Origin of the sequence: Acidovorax sp. LjRoot74, from assembly GCF_964254355.1 — a bacterium.
Lineage (GTDB): Bacteria > Pseudomonadota > Gammaproteobacteria > Burkholderiales > Burkholderiaceae_C > Acidovorax.
The window spans coordinates 2,749,435-2,765,939 of the sequence record NZ_CAXUTI020000001.1 but is presented as its reverse complement, the minus strand read 5'-3'; the positions used below and the strand labels follow the sequence as shown (position 1 = coordinate 2,765,939).

Annotated in this window: 28 protein-coding genes and 1 pseudogene; 16 read left to right on the top strand and 13 right to left on the bottom strand. The window is 65.3% G+C overall.

Annotated elements, in window-relative coordinates:
• Nucleotides 1-6: 6 nt before the first annotated feature.
• The 10 genes and pseudogenes from ACSQ3O_RS12980 to ACSQ3O_RS12935 all read right to left on the bottom strand — a co-directional run bounded on the left by ACSQ3O_RS12980 (nt 7) and on the right by ACSQ3O_RS12935 (nt 8,697).
• Nucleotides 7-1,497 (bottom strand): phage portal protein, encoded by a 1,491-nt coding sequence (locus tag ACSQ3O_RS12980; protein ID WP_436139164.1) that lies wholly within the window; start codon nt 1,495-1,497, stop codon nt 7-9.
• On the bottom strand, nt 1,494-2,051 hold the full coding sequence (locus tag ACSQ3O_RS12975; RefSeq protein ID WP_436139163.1) for a hypothetical protein: 558 nt from the start codon (nt 2,049-2,051) through the stop codon (nt 1,494-1,496). Before ACSQ3O_RS12975 ends, ACSQ3O_RS12980 begins: the two co-directional genes overlap by 4 nt.
• A gap of 65 nt (nt 2,052-2,116) precedes the next feature.
• Entirely contained in the window at nt 2,117-2,485 is a 369-nt protein-coding gene (locus ACSQ3O_RS12970) for a hypothetical protein (protein ID WP_436139162.1), read from the bottom strand.
• Nucleotides 2,479-4,536 carry a phage terminase large subunit family protein gene (locus tag ACSQ3O_RS12965; protein ID WP_436139161.1) on the bottom strand — a complete coding sequence of 686 codons (2,058 nt, stop codon included), beginning with the start codon at nt 4,534-4,536 and terminating at the stop codon, nt 2,479-2,481. The genes ACSQ3O_RS12970 and ACSQ3O_RS12965 overlap by 7 nt, the downstream gene beginning before the upstream one ends.
• Nucleotides 4,533-5,078 (bottom strand): hypothetical protein, encoded by a 546-nt coding sequence (locus tag ACSQ3O_RS12960; RefSeq protein WP_436139160.1) that lies wholly within the window; start codon nt 5,076-5,078, stop codon nt 4,533-4,535. The genes ACSQ3O_RS12965 and ACSQ3O_RS12960 overlap by 4 nt, the downstream gene beginning before the upstream one ends.
• A 207-nt stretch (nt 5,079-5,285) precedes the next feature.
• Nucleotides 5,286-5,750, bottom strand: coding sequence for a hypothetical protein (locus ACSQ3O_RS12955; protein WP_436139159.1), 465 nt, complete (start codon nt 5,748-5,750; stop codon nt 5,286-5,288).
• A complete protein-coding gene (locus tag ACSQ3O_RS12950; protein ID WP_436141179.1) occupies nt 5,743-6,186 on the bottom strand; it encodes a hypothetical protein in 444 nt (147 codons plus the stop codon). The genes ACSQ3O_RS12955 and ACSQ3O_RS12950 overlap by 8 nt, the downstream gene beginning before the upstream one ends.
• Before the next feature lie 276 nt (nt 6,187-6,462).
• Nucleotides 6,463-6,711: pseudogene (locus ACSQ3O_RS12945) on the bottom strand (YdaU family protein); the annotation flags it as partial.
• A 213-nt stretch (nt 6,712-6,924) separates the two neighbouring features.
• Complete coding sequence (locus tag ACSQ3O_RS12940; RefSeq protein WP_436139158.1) at nt 6,925-7,833, bottom strand: hypothetical protein; 909 nt, start codon at nt 7,831-7,833, stop codon at nt 6,925-6,927.
• A gap of 351 nt (nt 7,834-8,184) precedes the next feature.
• On the bottom strand, nt 8,185-8,697 hold the full coding sequence (locus ACSQ3O_RS12935; protein WP_436139157.1) for a phage regulatory CII family protein: 513 nt from the start codon (nt 8,695-8,697) through the stop codon (nt 8,185-8,187).
• On the opposite strand from ACSQ3O_RS12935, the gene ACSQ3O_RS12930 reads away from it, so the two are divergent.
• Nucleotides 8,696-8,950 (top strand): hypothetical protein, encoded by a 255-nt coding sequence (locus tag ACSQ3O_RS12930; protein ID WP_436139156.1) that lies wholly within the window; start codon nt 8,696-8,698, stop codon nt 8,948-8,950. The genes ACSQ3O_RS12935 and ACSQ3O_RS12930 overlap by 2 nt on opposite strands.
• 198 nt (nt 8,951-9,148) lie before the next feature.
• Nucleotides 9,149-9,412 carry a hypothetical protein gene (locus ACSQ3O_RS12925; protein WP_436139155.1) on the top strand — a complete coding sequence of 88 codons (264 nt, stop codon included), beginning with the start codon at nt 9,149-9,151 and terminating at the stop codon, nt 9,410-9,412.
• Here ACSQ3O_RS12925 and ACSQ3O_RS12920 read toward each other — a convergent pair.
• The gene (locus ACSQ3O_RS12920; RefSeq protein ID WP_436139154.1) at nt 9,402-9,761 is read right to left on the bottom strand and encodes a hypothetical protein; all 360 of its coding nucleotides are present in this window, start codon (nt 9,759-9,761) and stop codon (nt 9,402-9,404) included. The two genes, ACSQ3O_RS12925 and ACSQ3O_RS12920, sit on opposite strands and share 11 nt — an antisense overlap.
• Nucleotides 9,754-10,065: a transcriptional regulator gene (locus ACSQ3O_RS12915; protein WP_436139153.1), complete on the bottom strand. Its 312-nt coding sequence runs from the start codon at nt 10,063-10,065 to the stop codon at nt 9,754-9,756. Before ACSQ3O_RS12915 ends, ACSQ3O_RS12920 begins: the two co-directional genes overlap by 8 nt.
• Between ACSQ3O_RS12915 and ACSQ3O_RS12910 the strand changes: the two genes are divergently transcribed.
• Complete coding sequence (locus ACSQ3O_RS12910) at nt 10,064-10,594, top strand: helix-turn-helix domain-containing protein (RefSeq protein ID WP_436139152.1); 531 nt, start codon at nt 10,064-10,066, stop codon at nt 10,592-10,594. The genes ACSQ3O_RS12915 and ACSQ3O_RS12910 overlap by 2 nt on opposite strands.
• Before the next feature lie 90 nt (nt 10,595-10,684).
• Here ACSQ3O_RS12910 and ACSQ3O_RS12905 read toward each other — a convergent pair whose 3' ends face one another.
• A complete protein-coding gene (locus tag ACSQ3O_RS12905) occupies nt 10,685-10,969 on the bottom strand; it encodes a TM2 domain-containing protein (protein WP_436139151.1) in 285 nt (94 codons plus the stop codon).
• A 436-nt stretch (nt 10,970-11,405) separates the two neighbouring features.
• Here ACSQ3O_RS12905 and ACSQ3O_RS12900 point away from each other — a divergent pair, with 436 nt between their 5' ends.
• The 13 genes from ACSQ3O_RS12900 to ACSQ3O_RS12840 are packed head-to-tail and all read left to right on the top strand — an operon-like array spanning nt 11,406 to nt 16,505.
• Nucleotides 11,406-11,762: a hypothetical protein gene (locus tag ACSQ3O_RS12900; RefSeq protein WP_436139150.1), complete on the top strand. Its 357-nt coding sequence runs from the start codon at nt 11,406-11,408 to the stop codon at nt 11,760-11,762.
• Nucleotides 11,759-11,917 carry a hypothetical protein gene (locus ACSQ3O_RS12895; protein WP_436139149.1) on the top strand — a complete coding sequence of 53 codons (159 nt, stop codon included), beginning with the start codon at nt 11,759-11,761 and terminating at the stop codon, nt 11,915-11,917. Before ACSQ3O_RS12900 ends, ACSQ3O_RS12895 begins: the two co-directional genes overlap by 4 nt.
• Nucleotides 11,914-12,075, top strand: coding sequence for a hypothetical protein (locus ACSQ3O_RS12890; protein ID WP_436139148.1), 162 nt, complete (start codon nt 11,914-11,916; stop codon nt 12,073-12,075). Before ACSQ3O_RS12895 ends, ACSQ3O_RS12890 begins: the two co-directional genes overlap by 4 nt.
• Nucleotides 12,072-12,338: a hypothetical protein gene (locus ACSQ3O_RS12885; protein WP_436139147.1), complete on the top strand. Its 267-nt coding sequence runs from the start codon at nt 12,072-12,074 to the stop codon at nt 12,336-12,338. Before ACSQ3O_RS12890 ends, ACSQ3O_RS12885 begins: the two co-directional genes overlap by 4 nt.
• 36 nt (nt 12,339-12,374) lie before the next feature.
• Nucleotides 12,375-12,743, top strand: coding sequence for a hypothetical protein (locus ACSQ3O_RS12880; protein WP_436139146.1), 369 nt, complete (start codon nt 12,375-12,377; stop codon nt 12,741-12,743).
• Nucleotides 12,740-12,964, top strand: coding sequence for a hypothetical protein (locus ACSQ3O_RS12875; protein ID WP_436139145.1), 225 nt, complete (start codon nt 12,740-12,742; stop codon nt 12,962-12,964). The genes ACSQ3O_RS12880 and ACSQ3O_RS12875 overlap by 4 nt, the downstream gene beginning before the upstream one ends.
• On the top strand, nt 12,961-13,140 hold the full coding sequence (locus tag ACSQ3O_RS12870; RefSeq protein ID WP_436139144.1) for a hypothetical protein: 180 nt from the start codon (nt 12,961-12,963) through the stop codon (nt 13,138-13,140). Before ACSQ3O_RS12875 ends, ACSQ3O_RS12870 begins: the two co-directional genes overlap by 4 nt.
• Nucleotides 13,141-13,144: 4 nt before the next feature.
• Nucleotides 13,145-13,786: a hypothetical protein gene (locus ACSQ3O_RS12865; RefSeq protein WP_436139143.1), complete on the top strand. Its 642-nt coding sequence runs from the start codon at nt 13,145-13,147 to the stop codon at nt 13,784-13,786.
• Nucleotides 13,783-14,418, top strand: coding sequence for a hypothetical protein (locus tag ACSQ3O_RS12860; protein WP_436139142.1), 636 nt, complete (start codon nt 13,783-13,785; stop codon nt 14,416-14,418). Before ACSQ3O_RS12865 ends, ACSQ3O_RS12860 begins: the two co-directional genes overlap by 4 nt.
• Nucleotides 14,415-14,711, top strand: coding sequence for a hypothetical protein (locus ACSQ3O_RS12855; protein ID WP_436139141.1), 297 nt, complete (start codon nt 14,415-14,417; stop codon nt 14,709-14,711). Before ACSQ3O_RS12860 ends, ACSQ3O_RS12855 begins: the two co-directional genes overlap by 4 nt.
• The gene (locus tag ACSQ3O_RS12850; RefSeq protein ID WP_436139140.1) at nt 14,708-15,247 is read left to right on the top strand and encodes a hypothetical protein; all 540 of its coding nucleotides are present in this window, start codon (nt 14,708-14,710) and stop codon (nt 15,245-15,247) included. Before ACSQ3O_RS12855 ends, ACSQ3O_RS12850 begins: the two co-directional genes overlap by 4 nt.
• Nucleotides 15,244-16,290, top strand: a complete 1,047-nt coding sequence (locus tag ACSQ3O_RS12845; RefSeq protein WP_436139139.1) for a phosphoadenosine phosphosulfate reductase domain-containing protein — start codon at nt 15,244-15,246, stop codon at nt 16,288-16,290. Before ACSQ3O_RS12850 ends, ACSQ3O_RS12845 begins: the two co-directional genes overlap by 4 nt.
• Nucleotides 16,287-16,505, top strand: a complete 219-nt coding sequence (locus ACSQ3O_RS12840) for a hypothetical protein (protein ID WP_436139138.1) — start codon at nt 16,287-16,289, stop codon at nt 16,503-16,505. Before ACSQ3O_RS12845 ends, ACSQ3O_RS12840 begins: the two co-directional genes overlap by 4 nt.

Genomic DNA, 16,505 nt, shown 5'->3' with positions numbered 1-16,505 from the left:
ATGGCGCTACGGCGCAGGCAGCGCGGCCGCTGCGCCAGCACCCGCCCCCGGCAGTGCGTCGTAGGCAGGTAGCTGCACGTTCTTTTCCTTGGCCAACTTTTGGGCGGCCGCAATGGCGTCGAGCGTGTCCTCGAAGTCGTAGCCCATGGCGCTGCAAAGGTCCTGCGGGCTCATGAGGCCTGCGCGCACCTTGAGGATGTTGGCCTCGGTATCGGCCTTGGGGTCCACCCATTCCCAGCGGCGGGGCTGCCATTCGTGCCGGCTGAATTTTTCCAGCTTGGAGGCGGGCAGCGCGCTGCCGTTGGGCATGGTGATGGCGCCGGACAGGAGGGCCATTTGCAGCCAGGCGCGGTAGATGCGCTCCAGCGCTACGTCGATGAACCATTGCTGGTCGCTCATCCACCGGTCGCGCTCTTCGAGCGTGCCGCTGCGGATGCTGGAGAAGCTGACGCCCTCCAGGTCGTTGGCCAGGGAGTGGTAGGCCACACCCCAGCCGCTGGCAATGCGCTGCAGCGTGGTCTTGACGAAGGGGCCGAAGTTCTGCTCGGGGTACTTGCTGTCGTAGGGCGTGAACTGCACGCCGGTGGGCAGCGTGTCGTAGTACCCGGGCTGGCTGACGGTGACTGCCTCGCCGCCGGCGGAGTCCGGGGCGCCGATGGGCGACTGTCCGTCGGGCGTGGTGAAGAAGCCGTAATGGTTGGCGCCATGCTCTGCCGCCAGCAGCGCCGCCAACTTGAAGTTGCCCAGGTGGTGCAGGCTGAGCATGCCTGCGGCCATCCAGGGAATGCCGCGCAGCTGCTCGGGTCGCTCTACCTTGAAGCCGTGGATGACATCGTCCAACGGCAGGCGGATGCGCTGGCGGCTGCTGTGCTGGCCGTCGTTGGGGTGGGCCGCAAAGATGTGCACGGCCACCGGGCGGCGGTAGGCATTGACCTCCACGCCCATGATGACGGTGTTGGCGCCGTGGCGGCCGTTGTAGGTGGTGTCGATGCGGTCCACGTCGATGAGCTGCAGGGCGAAGTTGAAGCGGTTGCCCGCGTCAGCCCCGCGCACCATGCGCACCAGAAACTCGCCATCAGACGGCAGGCCGCCGACCAGCGTTTCGCACATGTCCCGAAAGTGCTGGTGCCCGGCGATATCGGCGACGGCTTGCCATTCGTTCCAGCCGCGCTCGATGGCCTGGCTGGCCAAGCGGTCGGGCTTGCCTGGGGCGTCTTCGATGCGCACCTGCAGGCGCACACCCCCGGGGCCGATGATGTTGTCCTTGACCATGCCGACGAACTTCTTGGCGTAGTCGTTGTTGTTGCCCAGCTGGCGGCCGCGCGAGCGCAGTGCGTCGAGGTCGCTGCGCAGCTCTTCGTTGATGCTCTGCGCAGTGGCCATCCAGTCGGCGGTGAGCCGGTCCATGCGGGCGGCCTGGAATCGGCGCGTGCGGTGGTCGGCGGGGGCGACGGTGCGGCTGAGCCACTGGCGCGCACGGTTGATCATGCTGGTCATTGGCCGAACCTCACATAAACACGGGTGTTGCTGGGTAGGCCTGCGGCAATGCGGTCTGCCGCGCCTTCGTTGCGCACCTCGGTCACTAGCCTGTCATGGTGGGCCCACAGCTCGCTGAGGGTGTAGCGCCGCAGCTGGCGGCCTGCGATTTCATACTCTGACGCCTTGATGTTGTTGGCATCGGCCAGGTAGGCCTTGACGGCCTCCAGCGCCTTGCGGGCGCTGCTGCGGGTGTCGAGCGTGGTGGCTGCTGTGAAGCTGGGGCGCACGGTGATGCGGCCCTCTGCCACGGTGAACACCTGCCCCGCCTTGCTGACCTGGGCGCGCCAGGCGTAGTCTCCAGCGGCCCAGGTACCAGAAACGCCAGGGGCCACGTTGACCAGGTGGTCGGCGCCGTCGGGGGCTGAACTGATGCTGATCTTGGCCGTGGCGCTGAGCAGGGTGTATGCCAGAGCCCAGCCGTCGCTGGCGGGATAGTCGGCCAACGTGCGGCGCCAAAGCACGGTGTCGCCTGCGTTGACGGTGGAGGGTTCTGTGGTGGGTGTGGTGGCCATGGCGCGCGTGGTGTTGCAGGCTGCAATCTAGGCCGGGCGGGGTGAAATCTGTAAGGGGTGAAATTTCACGTTTTGAGGATCTGCAGGATGCGCCGCTGGGTGAGCTGGTACCGGCGCGACAGCAGGGCCACGCGCTCGCCTGCAAGGTAGTCGCGGCGGATGGCGTCGTTGCGGCTCAGAAGGTCAGGCCGGCGGCCCACCCACACCTCATCGCCGCCGAACACCTCGCGCACCTGGGCCTCGGCCGCGCGCAGCACTGCTGCGTTGAGCTTAGGCGCCAGGGCTATGACGCAGCGCAGGGTGTACTCCACAACATCGTCGCTGTGCTGCACGGCGGCCAGGGCTTGCTGGTCGGCGGTGGGGCCGTCGGCGAGCAGTAGCCCATCGAGCTGGGGTGTTGCGGGCGTGGTGGCTGGGGCGGCGGGTTTTACCATGAGACGGTGGAGGCTGTGGGCCTGCGGTTGGCGCGCGATGCGAAGGGGTTGGGCTTGTGCTGCACGGGTGCTTTTTCTTCGGCAGCGCTTGTCTCTTCTGGCTTTGTTGCTACGCTTTGTGTAGCAAATAGATCATGATTTGCGGGCTGCACGGCGGCCTCCAGCTTTTGCCAGCGGGCGTCGTCATAGCGGTGCAAGCCGCTGGCCATGGCTGCGTGCAATGCGTAGTTGCGGTTGTCCAGCTGTTCGTTGCGGGGGCGGCGCTTGATCCAGCGGTAGGCCTCGCGGCCGTTGATCTTGGCCAGCACGCGCTGCTCGGCGGTGAGCTGCTCGAAGAACTCGCGCGGCAGCTCGTCGCTGAAGTGCACGTAACCCGGCCCGGGTTTGTCGATGGCGAGCTGGCCGAGCAGCAGGTCTTTGGCGGCGTCCACACCCACCCGCCAGAGCTTGATGCCGTTGGGCACCTTCTTGCCGCGCCAGTTGATGTCCTGCGCGCTGCTGGCGCCGAGGATGTTGGTGGCTTCGTTGCCGTCGCCCTTGATGGCGCGCAGCCCAGGCAAGATGTGCTGGGCCTTGGCCACCCAGTTGTAGACGGCCTGCGTCTGGTCGGATGAGTCGATGCTGGTGGCGCTGATGCCCAGGGTGCCACCGTGCCATTCTTGCGTGTAGCGGCGCTGCAGTTGGTGGGTGACGGCGTCCCACTCTTCGTCCACCGCCGGGTTGCCCTCGATGAAGATCACATCGACCACCCAGGACTCCATGCCGCGCCCCCAGGCGTAGACGGTGATTTCCCACCGGTTGCGCTGCACGTCCACGCCGGCGGTGAGGTACAGGCCGCCCTTGGGCACGGTGCAGAGCTTGTAGGGTTCGGCCCGGGCCTGCAGGGCGTGCTCGTCGGTGCGCTCGCCAGCCAGTTCCCAGGTCTCGCCCAGGGTTTCGTTGACGAAGAGCTGCATGGGGCCGACCTCGCCAGCCTCCAGCGCCTTCAGGGCGTTCTCGAACTCGGTGACGATATCGGACCATGCCCGCTGCGGGCTGTAGGCCGTCCACACGTGCACGCCCAGGGTGCGCGGCGGGTTGCAGGGCATGCCCTTGCTGTCGCGCCAGATGCGGTCCTGGCCGTAGCGCTTGCCGGTGCGCTCACACACCCAGGCGCCATCGAGCGGCACGCCGCCCGCCAGGTAGTCAGCCTGGGTGATGGATGCGCGGCAGTGTGGGCACACGTGGTGCACAGTCTCAGGCTTGCCGCGTGTCCACTTGAACCCGTGGGCGAGGTTCTTGCCGCCCCAGATCAGCGGGTGTTCAAGGCCGCAGCGTGGGCAGTCGATGTGAAAGCGCACCATGCCCTCGGCGTTGTCGCACGCTCGCTCGACATGGCACAGGCCTTTCAGGCGCGGCGTGCTGCCGCCGACGAACTTGGGGTATGGCGCGCCCTCCAGGCGTCCCTTGGCCAGGCCGCCAGGGTCGCCGGATTTCTCGATCTGCTGATCGAAGGCGCTCCACTCGTCCAAGATGGCCACGGCCACGGTAATGCGGCGGTACGCCCGGGCCGCCTTGCCGCCCAGCAGGTGCAGCACGCTGTCGCGGAATGGCTTGAACTTGATGGTCTCCTCGGAGGACCTGTCGAGCTTGCGGGCCTTGTTGATGGCGGGCACGCCGGTCAGCGGGTCGAGCAGCGGGTCGATTTCGCTCTTGACGTAGCTGTCGCGGTCATCGTCGGTCGGCTGCCAGAGCGCCTGTTTGCGGCGGCGGTGGGCGATGTTGTAGGCCACGAAGGCGGTGACCATCTTCGTGTAGCCGACGCGCTTGGCCTTGCGCACGGCCAGATCCTCAATGCGGTCATCGCTCATGAAATCGAGAATTCCCACCTGGAAGGCCCAGGCCTCCCAGGCGCCCTTTTGGTGGCTGCTTTCGCCTGCCAGCTTGAAGTGGTCGCGCGCCCAGTCGCCCAGGCGCTGGGGCGGCTCTGCCCGCAGGCTCTCAAGGCCCATGCGCACGGCGGCCTTGATGGCGGCGGCGGTTTCGGCGTGCAGCATGGGCATGGTGGTCATGTGGACAAGCCCTCGCTGTAGGGCTCTTCCTCGGTGGCACCCTCGGCCAGCATGGCGTCCACGCTGTCAGCCACCAGCCGCTCGGTGGCGCGGATCCACTCATTGCGGGCCGAGGCGATCACCTGCAGCACTGCGGTCTTGGCTTCGTCGGGCAGATCGGGGCAGGCCTTGCGCAGGGTGCCCTCCAACTGGTCGAAGCGGTCCACCACCGCGCTGGCTGCCTGGCCCAGCACGTCAGCCAGCAGGCCCACGTGGGCGTACTCGCGCCGTGCGATGGCGTTCTTGATCGCCTGGCCTTCGCGTTGCTCACGGGCCAGGGCCGCGCGCTCCTGCACCAGGTCGAGGCCGTAGGTCTCGCCCAGCCGCCCTGCCGCCTGGTCACGTAGCCGCTCGCAATAGGCCACCACCCAGCCCGCAGCGGTATCGCCCCGGGCAATCAAGCCTTCGCTCACCATCTGCGACACGCGCGCCTCGCTCACCCCAATGATCTGGGCGAACTCAGCCTGCGATATCACCTGGTCGAGCACCGGCAAAACTTTCACTTGCACCCCTCAATTGCTATCAACAACGTAGCATCAAAGCCATACACCATATTCACTTAACCCCCTTAGCACTCACCCGCAACAGTCCGACAGGGCGGCTCGAATTACCCGCACCTGGGGGGTGAGGGGGAGGACCCGAGACGGGGGGGAGTCGTGGTGCTGAAACAACACCCATGGAGTGTTCGCAGGGGAAGGGGGTGGACGCCATCAAAGCTCGCTCTCCCCGCGCACCCACCGGCGCGCGCGAACGGCATTAGCCGACTCTCGGGCTGCGCGCGATACGTGTTCGCCCCTGGCCACCTTGTCCAAAATCACATCGACCCATGCCTTAGGCTGCGTCTCGCTGGGCGCCTGCAGTCGAGCCAACAGCTCACGCATTACCGCCTTGCCCTGCGCACTGGTCACAGGCGGCGGCAGCGGCTGCCAAGCAGGGCGCGGGCCTGATGCGCACAGCGTGCGGAAGTCCGAAGCCGTGGGCACATGCTCCGGCAGGTTGTCGAGGGCATGCATGACCGCCGTGGGGTTGGCCGCATAGTCGCGCAGCACACGGCGCCAATCGGCGCGCACCAGCTCCATGTCCAGCCCTGCCCACATGGCCAGCCATCGGCGGCCGTAGCGCACGGCCAGGGCCGAATGGATCTGCACAACGAAGTCGGGGGCCTGGTCATGCATGGGCCACCTCCGCCACCGGCAGCAGCGCGCGTGCACCTGCAGCCTGCTCCTTGAAAAACTGGTACCCATCAGCCATGGCAGCGGGCGCCACGTGCGATGGAGCCTGAGCTGCAGCCAGGGGCGCGGCCTGCTGCATGCGGGCACGCGCTGCCGCCTCGGTGCGGGACTCAGGCGGCGGGGCGCTCATGGTGGCCAGCACCCTGTCCACGTACGCAGGCAGGTACGCAATCCCCTCGGTGGCTTCATCCCGCGCCTTGGCAACGGCTGCGCGCATCTGGCCCAGCGTCACGCCGGCCGATACCCACGCCTTCGCCTTGGGCCAGAACTTCTTTCGGTCCTGCAGGTCGGTGTGGTCCACCTCCACGCCGAACTCCGAGCCGAACAGCACAGCCCACTCGCCCTCCGACTTCGGCACCGTGCTGTCTGCCGGTTGCACGGTCGATGGAACGGGCGTTGCACCGTCGTCGGCTTTTGGAGACGAAGTCTCTTTTATATGGTTCTGGTTCTGGTTCTGGTTGGTGGTTCGCCCGTTCAACGGGCGTTCAACGGGCGTTGAACCAGAACCAGCAGCACCACCGCCACCCGTTGGCGCACCGCCAGACGGATGTGCAGCGCCCGCTGCAGGTGGCCCGCCCCGCTTCCTTCTGGCCGCAGATGCCCGCCCCGCTTGGCTTTGCTGCTCTCTTTTTGAATGGAACTCTGCAATCTCACGGTCACAACGGTCGTTGTGCCAACCATCCTCACTCAGCACAAAGAACTCATCCAACACCACCTGCAGTGCCTCGCGCTGGTCGTCGGTGTGCGCCAGCACGCGCCGTGCGATCTTCGTTACGTCAGCGTTCAACGGGCGTTCGGTGTCGTAATACAAATCCAACAGCTCCCGGTACAACGCCCGTTCAACGAACGTTAAATGTCGGGTCGCATTGTTGAAATCACCAATGTGGTGGGGATAGTGGTTCACAGAACACCCCCCATCACATTCACCTCGCGCCGCAGGATGCGCAGCTCATCAGCGCTCAAAGGACAACCGCCCTCATCGCCGCTGAATGGGCCACCCACAGAGCGCCCAGCACTCCCGTCGCGCACCGCCGCCTGGGCCTGCGCTGCCCCCAAAGTCAGCGGGCACACCATTGCATCCACCCAGCGGGCGGCATCCAGATTGTTTTGAGCTTGATCAGCCACCAAGAGCCTCCGCAGCTTGACGAATTCGAAACCGCAGCCGCCGCGCCAGGTAGTCCTGCGTAGCTGCGCTCTTGCCCAGACCATCCAGATCAATTCGCGGCGTGTAGCCCTTGCCAGGCTTTATGAACATCAATACAGGGCGAGGCTCACCCTTACCCTCGCCCAACTTGGCCCAGATACCCGCCGCCAAATGTGCAGTTCGAGACTTTCCATAGGCGAGCCCTCCAGAATTGCGAACAATCCCCTTGCCGAAAGGACTCTCGGCCCTCCCATAGGCAACGAAGTAAGCCCGGCCTCGGAATGGCCCAGCCTGCCTTTGAGCGGCTTTTGTTAATGTGCCTTTGCCATACCGCCGCACGCGGTCCTTTGCATCAGCACCCATGTTGGCGTAATGACCCTGTCCAACAGCAAATGCCTGCAGAAACGCCAATACCGACCGAAGGAATGGACCCTTGAGGTTTCCGTTACCGTCATCGCTGCCGGGAAATGGCTGTCTTGGTATAGCCGTTTGCCAGCCAGCCGGAAGGATGCCAGCGCGACGCAAGACAGACTCGCTGCGCTTGTCGCGGCGCAATCCACCAAACTCTTGTGCTTGCAAAACCTGCTGCGGATCCACGCCGACCTTTCCGCCGCGCACAAAGGCGTTTTTGTCTGTGTGTAGCGTTGGTGCAATCGTCACCACGAGGTCGTCGGCCGTGGCCTGGAACACCTTTGGCGACCGCACGATGAACGGCGTCGGCCGGTCAAACCTCTGCGTCAGTTCGCGCTGCATATCACGGCGCACCTGGTGGCCCGCGTCGTTCAACGCCTTGGCAGCGGCCTCGCGCAGCTGCGCGCCAGACAGCGCTTCCATCTGCGCCTTCACACGCTCGAAGCCTTTGATGGTGATGTTGAGTTGCATGCTTCTACTCCCCCACCCGCACATACCTGCGCATCAGATTCCACTCGCGGTCACCGATGGCGCACCAGCCAGAGGCGGGTGCTTTGATGCACTCAAACTCGCCAGAAAGGCCGCAGCTGGAAAGCTTTCCCAGTCGCTGCACATCATCACCGCTGCGCGTGTACAGCCCGCCCACCACACCAGGGCCCGAGAAAAATGAACCCGACGGGAACGACCCCATCAAGGCACGGACGACTGGAAGCACAAGCTTTCGGCGCACAAATCGCCGGACCATGCGAGACACAAAGTGCCGCCGAGCCAAGACACGACCCATGGCCCGGTACACCTGCTTTTTGCGTTTGCGCGCGCTGGTCATACCGCCCCCACCCGCGCAGGCACACGCCCCGCCACAAACGCATTGCCCGCATTGATGTGCCCCATCAGCTCCTGCACCAGGTGCTGTACCCGCTTGTGGCCGTTGGGCGTCACGGGGCGGTCGTGGCCGGCCTCTTCTTGCATGGCCTTGGCCAGGTCGCCAAACAGCTGCGCGCCCGTGGCCAGGAACTCGGCCACGCTGGTGACCTGGGCCGGGTTGACCTGCACGCACACATAGCCCTCTGCAGCGGCCAGCACCTCGGTGGGCGCAATGCAGCCCGTGGCGTGCTGGATCATCTGCAGTTCGCTCACCGACAGGTGATGCGTGTCAGTGAACAGGCTCACCTTTTTCTGCAGGGTGCTGGGCGACATGCCAATGCTCTTGGCCACACGCTCCAGCCGCCCCTCCAGCATGGCCCCCACGGCCACCAGCACATCGGGCCGGGTGGACGGTAGCGGCTCATCTTCGCCATAGGCAAAGCCGCGCGGAATTGAGACAGTTGCTCTCATGACGAATCAAACCTCCAGCTGCGCAACGGCAGCACCAGCACCCACCGCCACCAACGCCCTGCCCGACCGCGTGGCTGCGCTGGAGCTGCTGGTGCAGCAGATGCTTTTTGTGATGGACGCACAGGGCACCCTCAGCATTGATGACCTGGGCCAATGGCTGGACACCGCCGCCAGCCGCATGCGCGCCACCGGCAGCGTGGCACCCGCCCCGCTGCGCGCGCTGGAGGCACTGACCGACATGGTGTGCGAATGACCCACAGAGAAAGCACCCCACCACGCCACCGCACGAAGCTGCGCGCACTTGCCTGCGCGCACAGCGCCTGTGAATGGGAATGGAGTAGCCCGGCAGCGCGGCTGCTGGCCTGGCGGGGTGGCAAAACAGGAATGGGCGCCCGCCCTGCCCTGGCATACGATGGACGCTCTCACACAACCATCGCCAAGGAGGGCGGACATGAACGAATCAGAAATGCAGCGACTCAGCTTTGCAAACACCGTGCGCACGCTGGCCCAAGAACTGCGCCAAGAGGCCAAACAGCGCCACATGGCGACCTTTTGCAAGCTCAATGCTCGGCCTTCGGAATCAGGAAAGATGTACGAGCCGATGTTCGAAGTGCAGGATGCTGCAGCCAAAAGCTGGCTGGAAGGCCACCCCTTGGACTCCTTCATTCCAGCCGCCTTGGCGGAGTTGCGGCGCATCGACAAGCTCACGAGTTAGCGGACCGAGTACGGATGGCCACACCGCCGTCCGAAAGCCCTTCCAGCAAAAGCCGGATAGCCCTCAGCTCGGCAAAAACATCCGTCGTTGTTGGCACGGCACCAGGTTGTCCAGCCACAGGAATAGCCGCCAGCGCCTCCAGCACTCGCGCCATAGCTGCATCGTCCAGCGGGTACCGAGCCACCACGTACGCATGCCCAGGCGGGCCAAATTCGAAGTTGACATCCACGACCTTGCCTGGGTCGATGCCGACGGCCTTGGCTGCTGCCATGCCCACCTTCGTGGTTAGCGGCGTGAAGCATGGCAGCTCAGCTGCGCCAGCACATGGGGCGTTCTGTGCGTCAGACATGGGCCACCTCCTGCCCCGTGTGGAGCGCTTCGGAATTGATAGCTGCAGGCGCTTGGATGGCCTGCGCGGCGGGTGTGATGGATCGGGATTCGGCCAACTCGGGCCAGATGTCTTGCCAGTCGTCGGGGCAAAGTTGACGCCGGGTAACCTGGTTCTGGGTTACCCGCTCGATGGCCGCGCAGTACTTCACGGGCACCTTGCCGCGTTTCAGCCATCCGGAAATAGCCGATTGGACTACCCCCAGCGCCTCGGCGAGGTGCACCTGACCACCGAGGATCGTGATGGCTCTTTGCAGTGATTCCATGGCCGCATTAAATCACGATCGTGATATTTCGGCAAATACCAACGTGTTAGACCGATCCTGTCCAATCACATCGGTGATAACCATAGCCGAACGACTCAAAAGCGCACGCGAAGCCGCAGGGCTGCGCCAGGATGAACTCGCCAAAAAAGCAGGCGTCACCCAGGGCACCATCGCCAACATCGAAGGCGGCATCCGCAAGAACCCGCGCGAGCTGCTGGCCATTGCCAGGGCTGTGGGCGTCAATGCAGAGTGGTTGAAGTCCGGCAAAGGCTCACGGCTTGCCGATGCCGACATCCGTGGCCACGCCATCCAGGATGTGCAGGCCGACTACCTACCACCCAGGGGCATCAAGAACGACATCGCCCACCACGTCACCCAGATCGGGACACTGCTGAGCGGGATAGACGACGTTAGGCGGGCCGCTATTGCAGAAATGCTGGCAGCCGTGGCACGCAAACCCGACCAGGCCGAAGAGATCGGCGCGCACATTCAAGCGCTGGTGGGCTCCAAAGCAAAGCGGGCCGCTTAGTTACCACGGCCCGTATCTTTATGTTTCCGCAGCTGGCGCGGAAAGTAAAGGCTTAAATTACCGCAGCTTGATCGATGGCAAGCCTGCGGCCTATGCAAAAGCATCGCCAGCGCCATCCTTCGTGACGGTGAAAAGCTCAATCAGCACCCAAATGGCGGTGATGAACAGCCCGACCACGAACCAGCCCAGGATGCACGTGATGAGCAGCTGAGCCAGGCCGATGCCCAGGCGTCCGGCATAGAAGTTGTGCACCCCCAGCAAGCCGAAGAACAGGCCCAGGATGATGTAAATGCCTCGGCTCTTGGCTGACTTCACCAGCTGCGTGCCGCTTTGGCGCAGCGGCGCGTCAGGCGGTGGCTGCGGGTGCTTTGCCACCGGCCTAGGGCCGTCGCCCGTGAATTCCGTACTGCAGTTGGTACACCTGAGGGCATGAATGCTGCAGTCCTCCCCGCAGTTCGGGCAATACCCGTCACGCACAGGACGCGGCGCTGGCGCAGCTACTGGCGTGACTGCCGCCACCTTAGCCGACACATAGGCCGCCTTAGCCTTGGCCTCATCACCGCCACTCTCAGCGAAGCACCGGGCCCACAGGCCCTTGTCGCGGCGCTCTGGTGATTCAGCCTCATCCAGCGCTTCAGCCCAAGCATCGTTGCTGCCCATCAGCCCCTCCAACTGTTACTGATTGCAGCATAGCACCCTGGTTTCAGAGGGCAAAACACAAATTCGGCACGAAATATCACGTTTGTATTGACAAGAAGAATCACGTATGTGATATTCCCTCCACGCGCCACCCCGGCGCCCTGGAGGAACGATGCAGACCACCACTCAGCCCGCTGCGGGCAACATCAACATCGAAGCGCTGCTCAAGCTCGCGCACCGTGTTGAGCACCTGAACCCCGCCGCCGAAACCATCGGCCCCGGGATGCTCGCCAGTCTGGTTGAAGACGCCAAAAAGGCCCTGTCCTTCACCGCCAACATTCCAGCGGTCGCGCACGACACCATGCGCGCCTTCGCAGACGCCTTCACCCTCTGGGAAGAGAACTACCGCACAGACCCGACCGCGTTCATGACGGCAGAAGAATGCCGCGCTGCCGCAACCGCCGAGCATGGCGAGCGCTGCGCGATCTACTTCACAGCGATGCTGCGGCAAGCAAGGGGCGCTGCGTGACCCGGCCCACCCTGCACGCCTATCTGGTGCGCTGCGCGGGCCTGGAATTCATCGCCATGGCCTCCAGCGCGGGTATGGCCTGCATTGACGCCATGGAGTTGCACGGCGTGCACGCAGCCACGGCCGCCCCGATCACCACGGTGGTGCTGGCATGAAGAACCCCGCACACCAACACCTGCGCAAGCCCACCGCATTGCCCACCCTGCGCAGCCAGAACGCCGACGCGGCCTGGACGGTGGGCTGGTGGCAAGGCACTGTGACCGGCTTCATGCTGGGCCTGGGCGCCGCCGTGCTGCTGGGATGGCTGCGATGAACAACCCCACCCACACCACCGCGCAGCCCGCCGAGCGCCGCACCCGCCAGCGCCCCGCCCTGCCCGCGTGCAAAGCCAACCACTGCCACCAGGGCCGCACCGCGTGCCCCTGCCCGCAGGCCTGCGAGCTGCCCGCGCCCACCACCACCGACCCACTGGGCGACGAACCCGCCAGCGCCATGGAGCTGCTGGGCTTCGCCCTGGGCGTAGTGGCGCTGGTGCTGGTCGTCGTGTTTGCAATCAAAGCCTGCGCGCCCGCCTGATGGGCTTGGGTTCTTAGCTATCAATTTCATACCACCATGCACCACACCGGCACCCTCTTCATGAGCAAGCAGCGCCCCACCGTGGACCAAGACAGCGCGGGCGCGTTCCGCCTGGAACTGGTGCTGGTGGACAACCTGGGCCGCAACCCGCAGACCGGCAAAGACATCAAGGAGGCCTACCGCGTGCAGTGGACAGGCCCCGAGGCCCAAGACTTCTGGACGGCCCACCGCGGCGACCTCACCGCAGGCACCCCGCTGGATGTGGCGCTGGAACGCCTGCGCGCCCACCCCGGCCCGCAATCCCACCCACCCATGCCCGAACTGCGCGGCCGCGTGCTGCGCCTGCGGCTGCTGCCGCGCCGGGCGGGGGCCAGCACTGCAAACACCGAGGCGGCCACAGCGTGAGCCAGCTCGTATTCGCATCCAACAACCCCGCCATTCCCATGATCGTCAGCAAAGCCGCCATCGAAAAGCAGGCCACCGAAGCGGCAGGCAAGGGCCAGAGCATCAACGACGCCTGCCCCTACCCCTTCGGCACCGCAGCCGCCGACCACTTCAAGGCGGTGTATTTGCTGGCGCTGCCAACGGCCCGGCCCACCACCCCAATCGAGTGCGCAACGACATGAGCAGCGCACCCGACCGCCGCGCATTGGCCGAGGCAACCCAGGCGCTGATCAAGACCAACCAGCCCACCACCAATCACTACGAAGCCATCTGTTCCGCGCTGGAAAAGATCGCCGCCCAAGACTTCGGCATCCCCATCAAGGTAGTGATGCAAGCCGATTTCAGCAACGTGAAGTGAAGCCATGACTGCAACCACCGCCCCCTGGATCGTCACCCAAGACGGCACCGACCAGCCCATATCCGGCATCCACCTGCTGGTGCACGGCAAGGTGCCGCGCATCGAGGTCATTGCCCACAGCCTCGCGCAGATCAACCGCTACACCGGCCACGCCGCTCGGCCCTACAGCGTGGCAGAGCACAGCCTGCTGGTGGCCGACATCCTGGCCGCGCAGGGCTTCGACCACCATGCGCAGCGCCTGGGCCTCATGCACGACGCGCACGAATGCCTCAGCGGCGACGCCGCCAGCCCCGTCAAATGGGCCCTGGGCGCCGCCTGGCTGGAGTTTGAGAATCCCCTGGCCGCCCTGGTGCGCACCCAGTACCACCTCAAGACCGCACACGCCGCCTACAAGGGCGCCGTCAAGCATGCCGACCTGGCCGCCCTGGCCACCGAGCGCCGCGACCTCATGCCCTATGACCCCCAGCGCAACAAGCTCTGGCCCGTCATCGACACCCCCGGCGCCGAAGTGCGGCCGCTGGACAACGTGGACCTCAACAGCCCCGTGCGCGCCGCCATGAGCTGGCGGCACCACCGCGATGCGTTTTTGGAGCGGTACCGGGTGCTGACGGCGCAGTGTGGGGTGCACGGCGAGGTGGCGGCATGAGCAAAGAACGCCCCATCCTTTTCAGCGGGACCATGGTCCGCGCGCTGCTGGATGGCAGCAAGACGCAGACGCGGCGGGTGGTGAAGCCAGCACCTCAAATGGTTACCGACAACACCATCACAACCTGGGATGGCCACCCCGCTGCACTGCAATACCAGCTCGAAAGAATGGGTAAAGGATGCCACTACGGCCAGCCCGGCGACCGTCTTTGGGTGCGCGAGACGTGGCGCGGCATCGTGAAGACCAGCGCCCCGTGGGACGACTGCACAACGTACGGCGTCGCGCAATACGTCCCCGATCAAGCCGAGTGCCGCCGCATCGAATACGCAGCGACTTTTGGCGAAGGAGCAAAAGGCTGGCGCCCAAGCATCCACATGCCCCGCTGGGCCAGCCGCATCACCCTGGAAATCACCCGCGTGCGCGTGGAGCGCTTGCAAGACATCAGCGACGCCGATTGCGTTGCCGAAGGCTGCGGCGCACTGCCGTCCGCTATCGGTTGCCCCATGACCAGCGTCCCAGGCGAGACGGTCCCGCGCACCATGTTTCGCGCGCTGTGGGAATCCATCAACGGCCCAGCCAGCTGGGCCGCCAACCCCTGGGTGTGGGCAGTCGAATTCAGGAAGCTGCCATGACCCACCCCACCCCCAAGCCCGGCAGCTTCGACGCCCGCCACCAGACCCACATGCAAAAGCGCGCCGCCACCCTGGCCGCAGCAGCCGCCCGCCGCCAGGCAGAAGCCGCCCGCATCGATCAAGCCAGCCGCGACCGCAGCGACATGCTGCGCAGCGGCGCCTACCCCTGCCCCGAGCTGGGCCGCAACTCCGGCCTGACCGATGGCCGCTTTGCAGCCTTCGCGCTGCCCAGCCGCGTGGGCAACCGGCTGCACTACCCCGATGGACGCATTCAAGAGGTACCCCAGCCATGAACCGCGAACAAAAACGCGCCGCCAAGTTCAAGCACGGCCAGCGCTACACACCACACGGCACCCGCGCCACCGAGAATGACCTGGCGCACAACCGCATTGCCCAAGCGCTGGTGCGCTCCCGCATCATGGACGAAGTGCGCGAACTGCGAACCCGCGCTGGCATTCACGCCTACATGGGCGACGACACCGCCCAGCTGGCCGACGCCATGGGCCGCCTTATCTTCACCGTGGCGCATGCCACAGGCCTGCACGGCCTTGGCGACACCCCCGAGGCCCGCATCCTGCTGGGCACCGCCAATGCCCTGGCCGATGTGGCCGCAACGCCCGCCGCACTCAAGCAGCAGCGCGGCGCCATCACCAGCGGCCTGGCCGCCATCGAGCGCCTGCTACCCCGCCTATCCGAATCCAGCCTGGCCGCTGGCGCGCTGGAGCTGGAGTACCAGCTGCGGCGCGGCGATGTGGGCACGGCCAGCATGGAGCGAGCGCTGCGGCCTGAGCTGGCGATGAGCGCCCATGTGGAGACGTGCGGGGCATGAGCCGAACAATGCACGTCGTATCGGTGAGTTCTGGCAAGGACAGCCTTGCCACGCTACTGATCGCCCTGGAGAACTGCCCAGCCAACTCCATCCGCGCCATCTTTTGCGACACCGGCAACGAACACGAAGAGGTCTACACCTACCTGGACTATCTGGAAGCCACCCTCGGCATCAAGATCAACCGCCTCAAGGCCGACTTCACCCGGCAGCTGGCAGCCAAGCGCATGTTCATCGCCCGAGACACACGCACTGGGCGCGACCGCAAAGGCCGCAAGCTACGCTGGTCCAACAAGGCCAAGCGCCGCGCCCTGGCTGTGATGTACCCCAGCGGCAACCCGTTCCTCGACCTGTGCATGTGGAAGGGCCGCTTCCCCAGCCGTAAGGCGCAGTTCTGCACCGAAGAGCTGAAACGCAACATGGCCGTGGAGTACCAGCTGGAGCTAATGGAGGCTGGCCACCGCGTCATCAGCTGGCAGGGCGTGCGCCGCGACGAATCAGAAGCCCGACGCAATGCCAAGCTGTACGAACGCGTCGGCGGCGGCCTGTGGATCTTCCGCCCCATCGCGGCATGGACTGCACAGCAGGTATTTGACTTTGCCCGAGCCCGGGGCATCAAGCCCAACCCGCTGTACCTGCAAAACATGGGCCGCGTGGGCTGCATGCCCTGCATCAACTGCCGCAAAGAGGAGCTGCGCGAAATCGCCGCCCGCTGGCCCCACCACCTGGAGCGCATTGCCGACTGGGAATGGATCGTCAGCATGTGCAGCAAGCGCGGGTTCTCCACATTCTTTGCCGACAGCCACACTGCCCGCGACCGCCGAGAAGTGTTTGCCGATCTGAACGTCTGGGCCCGCGTGGAGTGGTCCAAGACCAGCCGGGGCGGCAAGCAGTTCAACCTGCTGGACGAGGTGGAAAACGACGGTACCGGAGGCTGCAGCAGCTCTTACGGTCTATGCGAACAAAGCGATACCACCACCCAGGCCGAGGCGCTGGTGCGGGCGAATTTTGGGCACGAGGCGCAGATTTATGGAGTGGCGGCATGAGCAACCAGCAAAGCCTTGCCGACGCTGCCGTCGAGACATTGGCCGCCGTGCGAGCGATGGACAACGGCATCGGCCTGGACAACCCTGAGCGCCACGTCATCCGCGACCTCAAGCGCAACGCCGAGGCACTGATCGCCGACGCCCTGCGCCGCGCCCGCGAACTGGCCTATGCGGCCGATGCGATCAGGGAACTTCACACACCGAGAGAGGGCTGA

Bases quoted from the DNA above. Each gene is read 5' to 3' on its own strand.
- ACSQ3O_RS12930 (WP_436139156.1), top strand. From the start codon at position 8,696: ATGACGAATCAAACCTCCAGCTGCGCAACGGCAGCACCAGCACCCACC.
- ACSQ3O_RS12855 (WP_436139141.1), top strand. From the start codon at position 14,415: ATGACCCACCCCACCCCCAAGCCCGGCAGCTTCGACGCCCGCCACCAG.
- ACSQ3O_RS12900 (WP_436139150.1), top strand. From the start codon at position 11,406: ATGCAGACCACCACTCAGCCCGCTGCGGGCAACATCAACATCGAAGCG.
- ACSQ3O_RS12850 (WP_436139140.1), top strand. From the start codon at position 14,708: ATGAACCGCGAACAAAAACGCGCCGCCAAGTTCAAGCACGGCCAGCGC.
- ACSQ3O_RS12970 (WP_436139162.1), bottom strand. From the start codon at position 2,485: ATGGTAAAACCCGCCGCCCCAGCCACCACGCCCGCAACACCCCAGCTC.
- ACSQ3O_RS12935 (WP_436139157.1), bottom strand. From the start codon at position 8,697: ATGAGAGCAACTGTCTCAATTCCGCGCGGCTTTGCCTATGGCGAAGAT.
- ACSQ3O_RS12890 (WP_436139148.1), top strand. From the start codon at position 11,914: ATGAAGAACCCCGCACACCAACACCTGCGCAAGCCCACCGCATTGCCC.
- ACSQ3O_RS12840 (WP_436139138.1), top strand. From the start codon at position 16,287: ATGAGCAACCAGCAAAGCCTTGCCGACGCTGCCGTCGAGACATTGGCC.
- ACSQ3O_RS12910 (WP_436139152.1), top strand. From the start codon at position 10,064: ATGGCCGCATTAAATCACGATCGTGATATTTCGGCAAATACCAACGTG.
- ACSQ3O_RS12940 (WP_436139158.1), bottom strand. From the start codon at position 7,833: ATGCAACTCAACATCACCATCAAAGGCTTCGAGCGTGTGAAGGCGCAG.
- ACSQ3O_RS12975 (WP_436139163.1), bottom strand. From the start codon at position 2,051: ATGGCCACCACACCCACCACAGAACCCTCCACCGTCAACGCAGGCGAC.
- ACSQ3O_RS12955 (WP_436139159.1), bottom strand. From the start codon at position 5,750: ATGCATGACCAGGCCCCCGACTTCGTTGTGCAGATCCATTCGGCCCTG.
- ACSQ3O_RS12965 (WP_436139161.1), bottom strand. From the start codon at position 4,536: ATGACCACCATGCCCATGCTGCACGCCGAAACCGCCGCCGCCATCAAG.
- ACSQ3O_RS12845 (WP_436139139.1), top strand. From the start codon at position 15,244: ATGAGCCGAACAATGCACGTCGTATCGGTGAGTTCTGGCAAGGACAGC.
- ACSQ3O_RS12870 (WP_436139144.1), top strand. From the start codon at position 12,961: ATGAGCAGCGCACCCGACCGCCGCGCATTGGCCGAGGCAACCCAGGCG.
- ACSQ3O_RS12920 (WP_436139154.1), bottom strand. From the start codon at position 9,761: ATGTCTGACGCACAGAACGCCCCATGTGCTGGCGCAGCTGAGCTGCCA.
- ACSQ3O_RS12865 (WP_436139143.1), top strand. From the start codon at position 13,145: ATGACTGCAACCACCGCCCCCTGGATCGTCACCCAAGACGGCACCGAC.
- ACSQ3O_RS12915 (WP_436139153.1), bottom strand. From the start codon at position 10,065: ATGGAATCACTGCAAAGAGCCATCACGATCCTCGGTGGTCAGGTGCAC.
- ACSQ3O_RS12925 (WP_436139155.1), top strand. From the start codon at position 9,149: ATGAACGAATCAGAAATGCAGCGACTCAGCTTTGCAAACACCGTGCGC.
- ACSQ3O_RS12980 (WP_436139164.1), bottom strand. From the start codon at position 1,497: ATGACCAGCATGATCAACCGTGCGCGCCAGTGGCTCAGCCGCACCGTC.
- ACSQ3O_RS12860 (WP_436139142.1), top strand. From the start codon at position 13,783: ATGAGCAAAGAACGCCCCATCCTTTTCAGCGGGACCATGGTCCGCGCG.
- ACSQ3O_RS12880 (WP_436139146.1), top strand. From the start codon at position 12,375: ATGCACCACACCGGCACCCTCTTCATGAGCAAGCAGCGCCCCACCGTG.
- ACSQ3O_RS12885 (WP_436139147.1), top strand. From the start codon at position 12,072: ATGAACAACCCCACCCACACCACCGCGCAGCCCGCCGAGCGCCGCACC.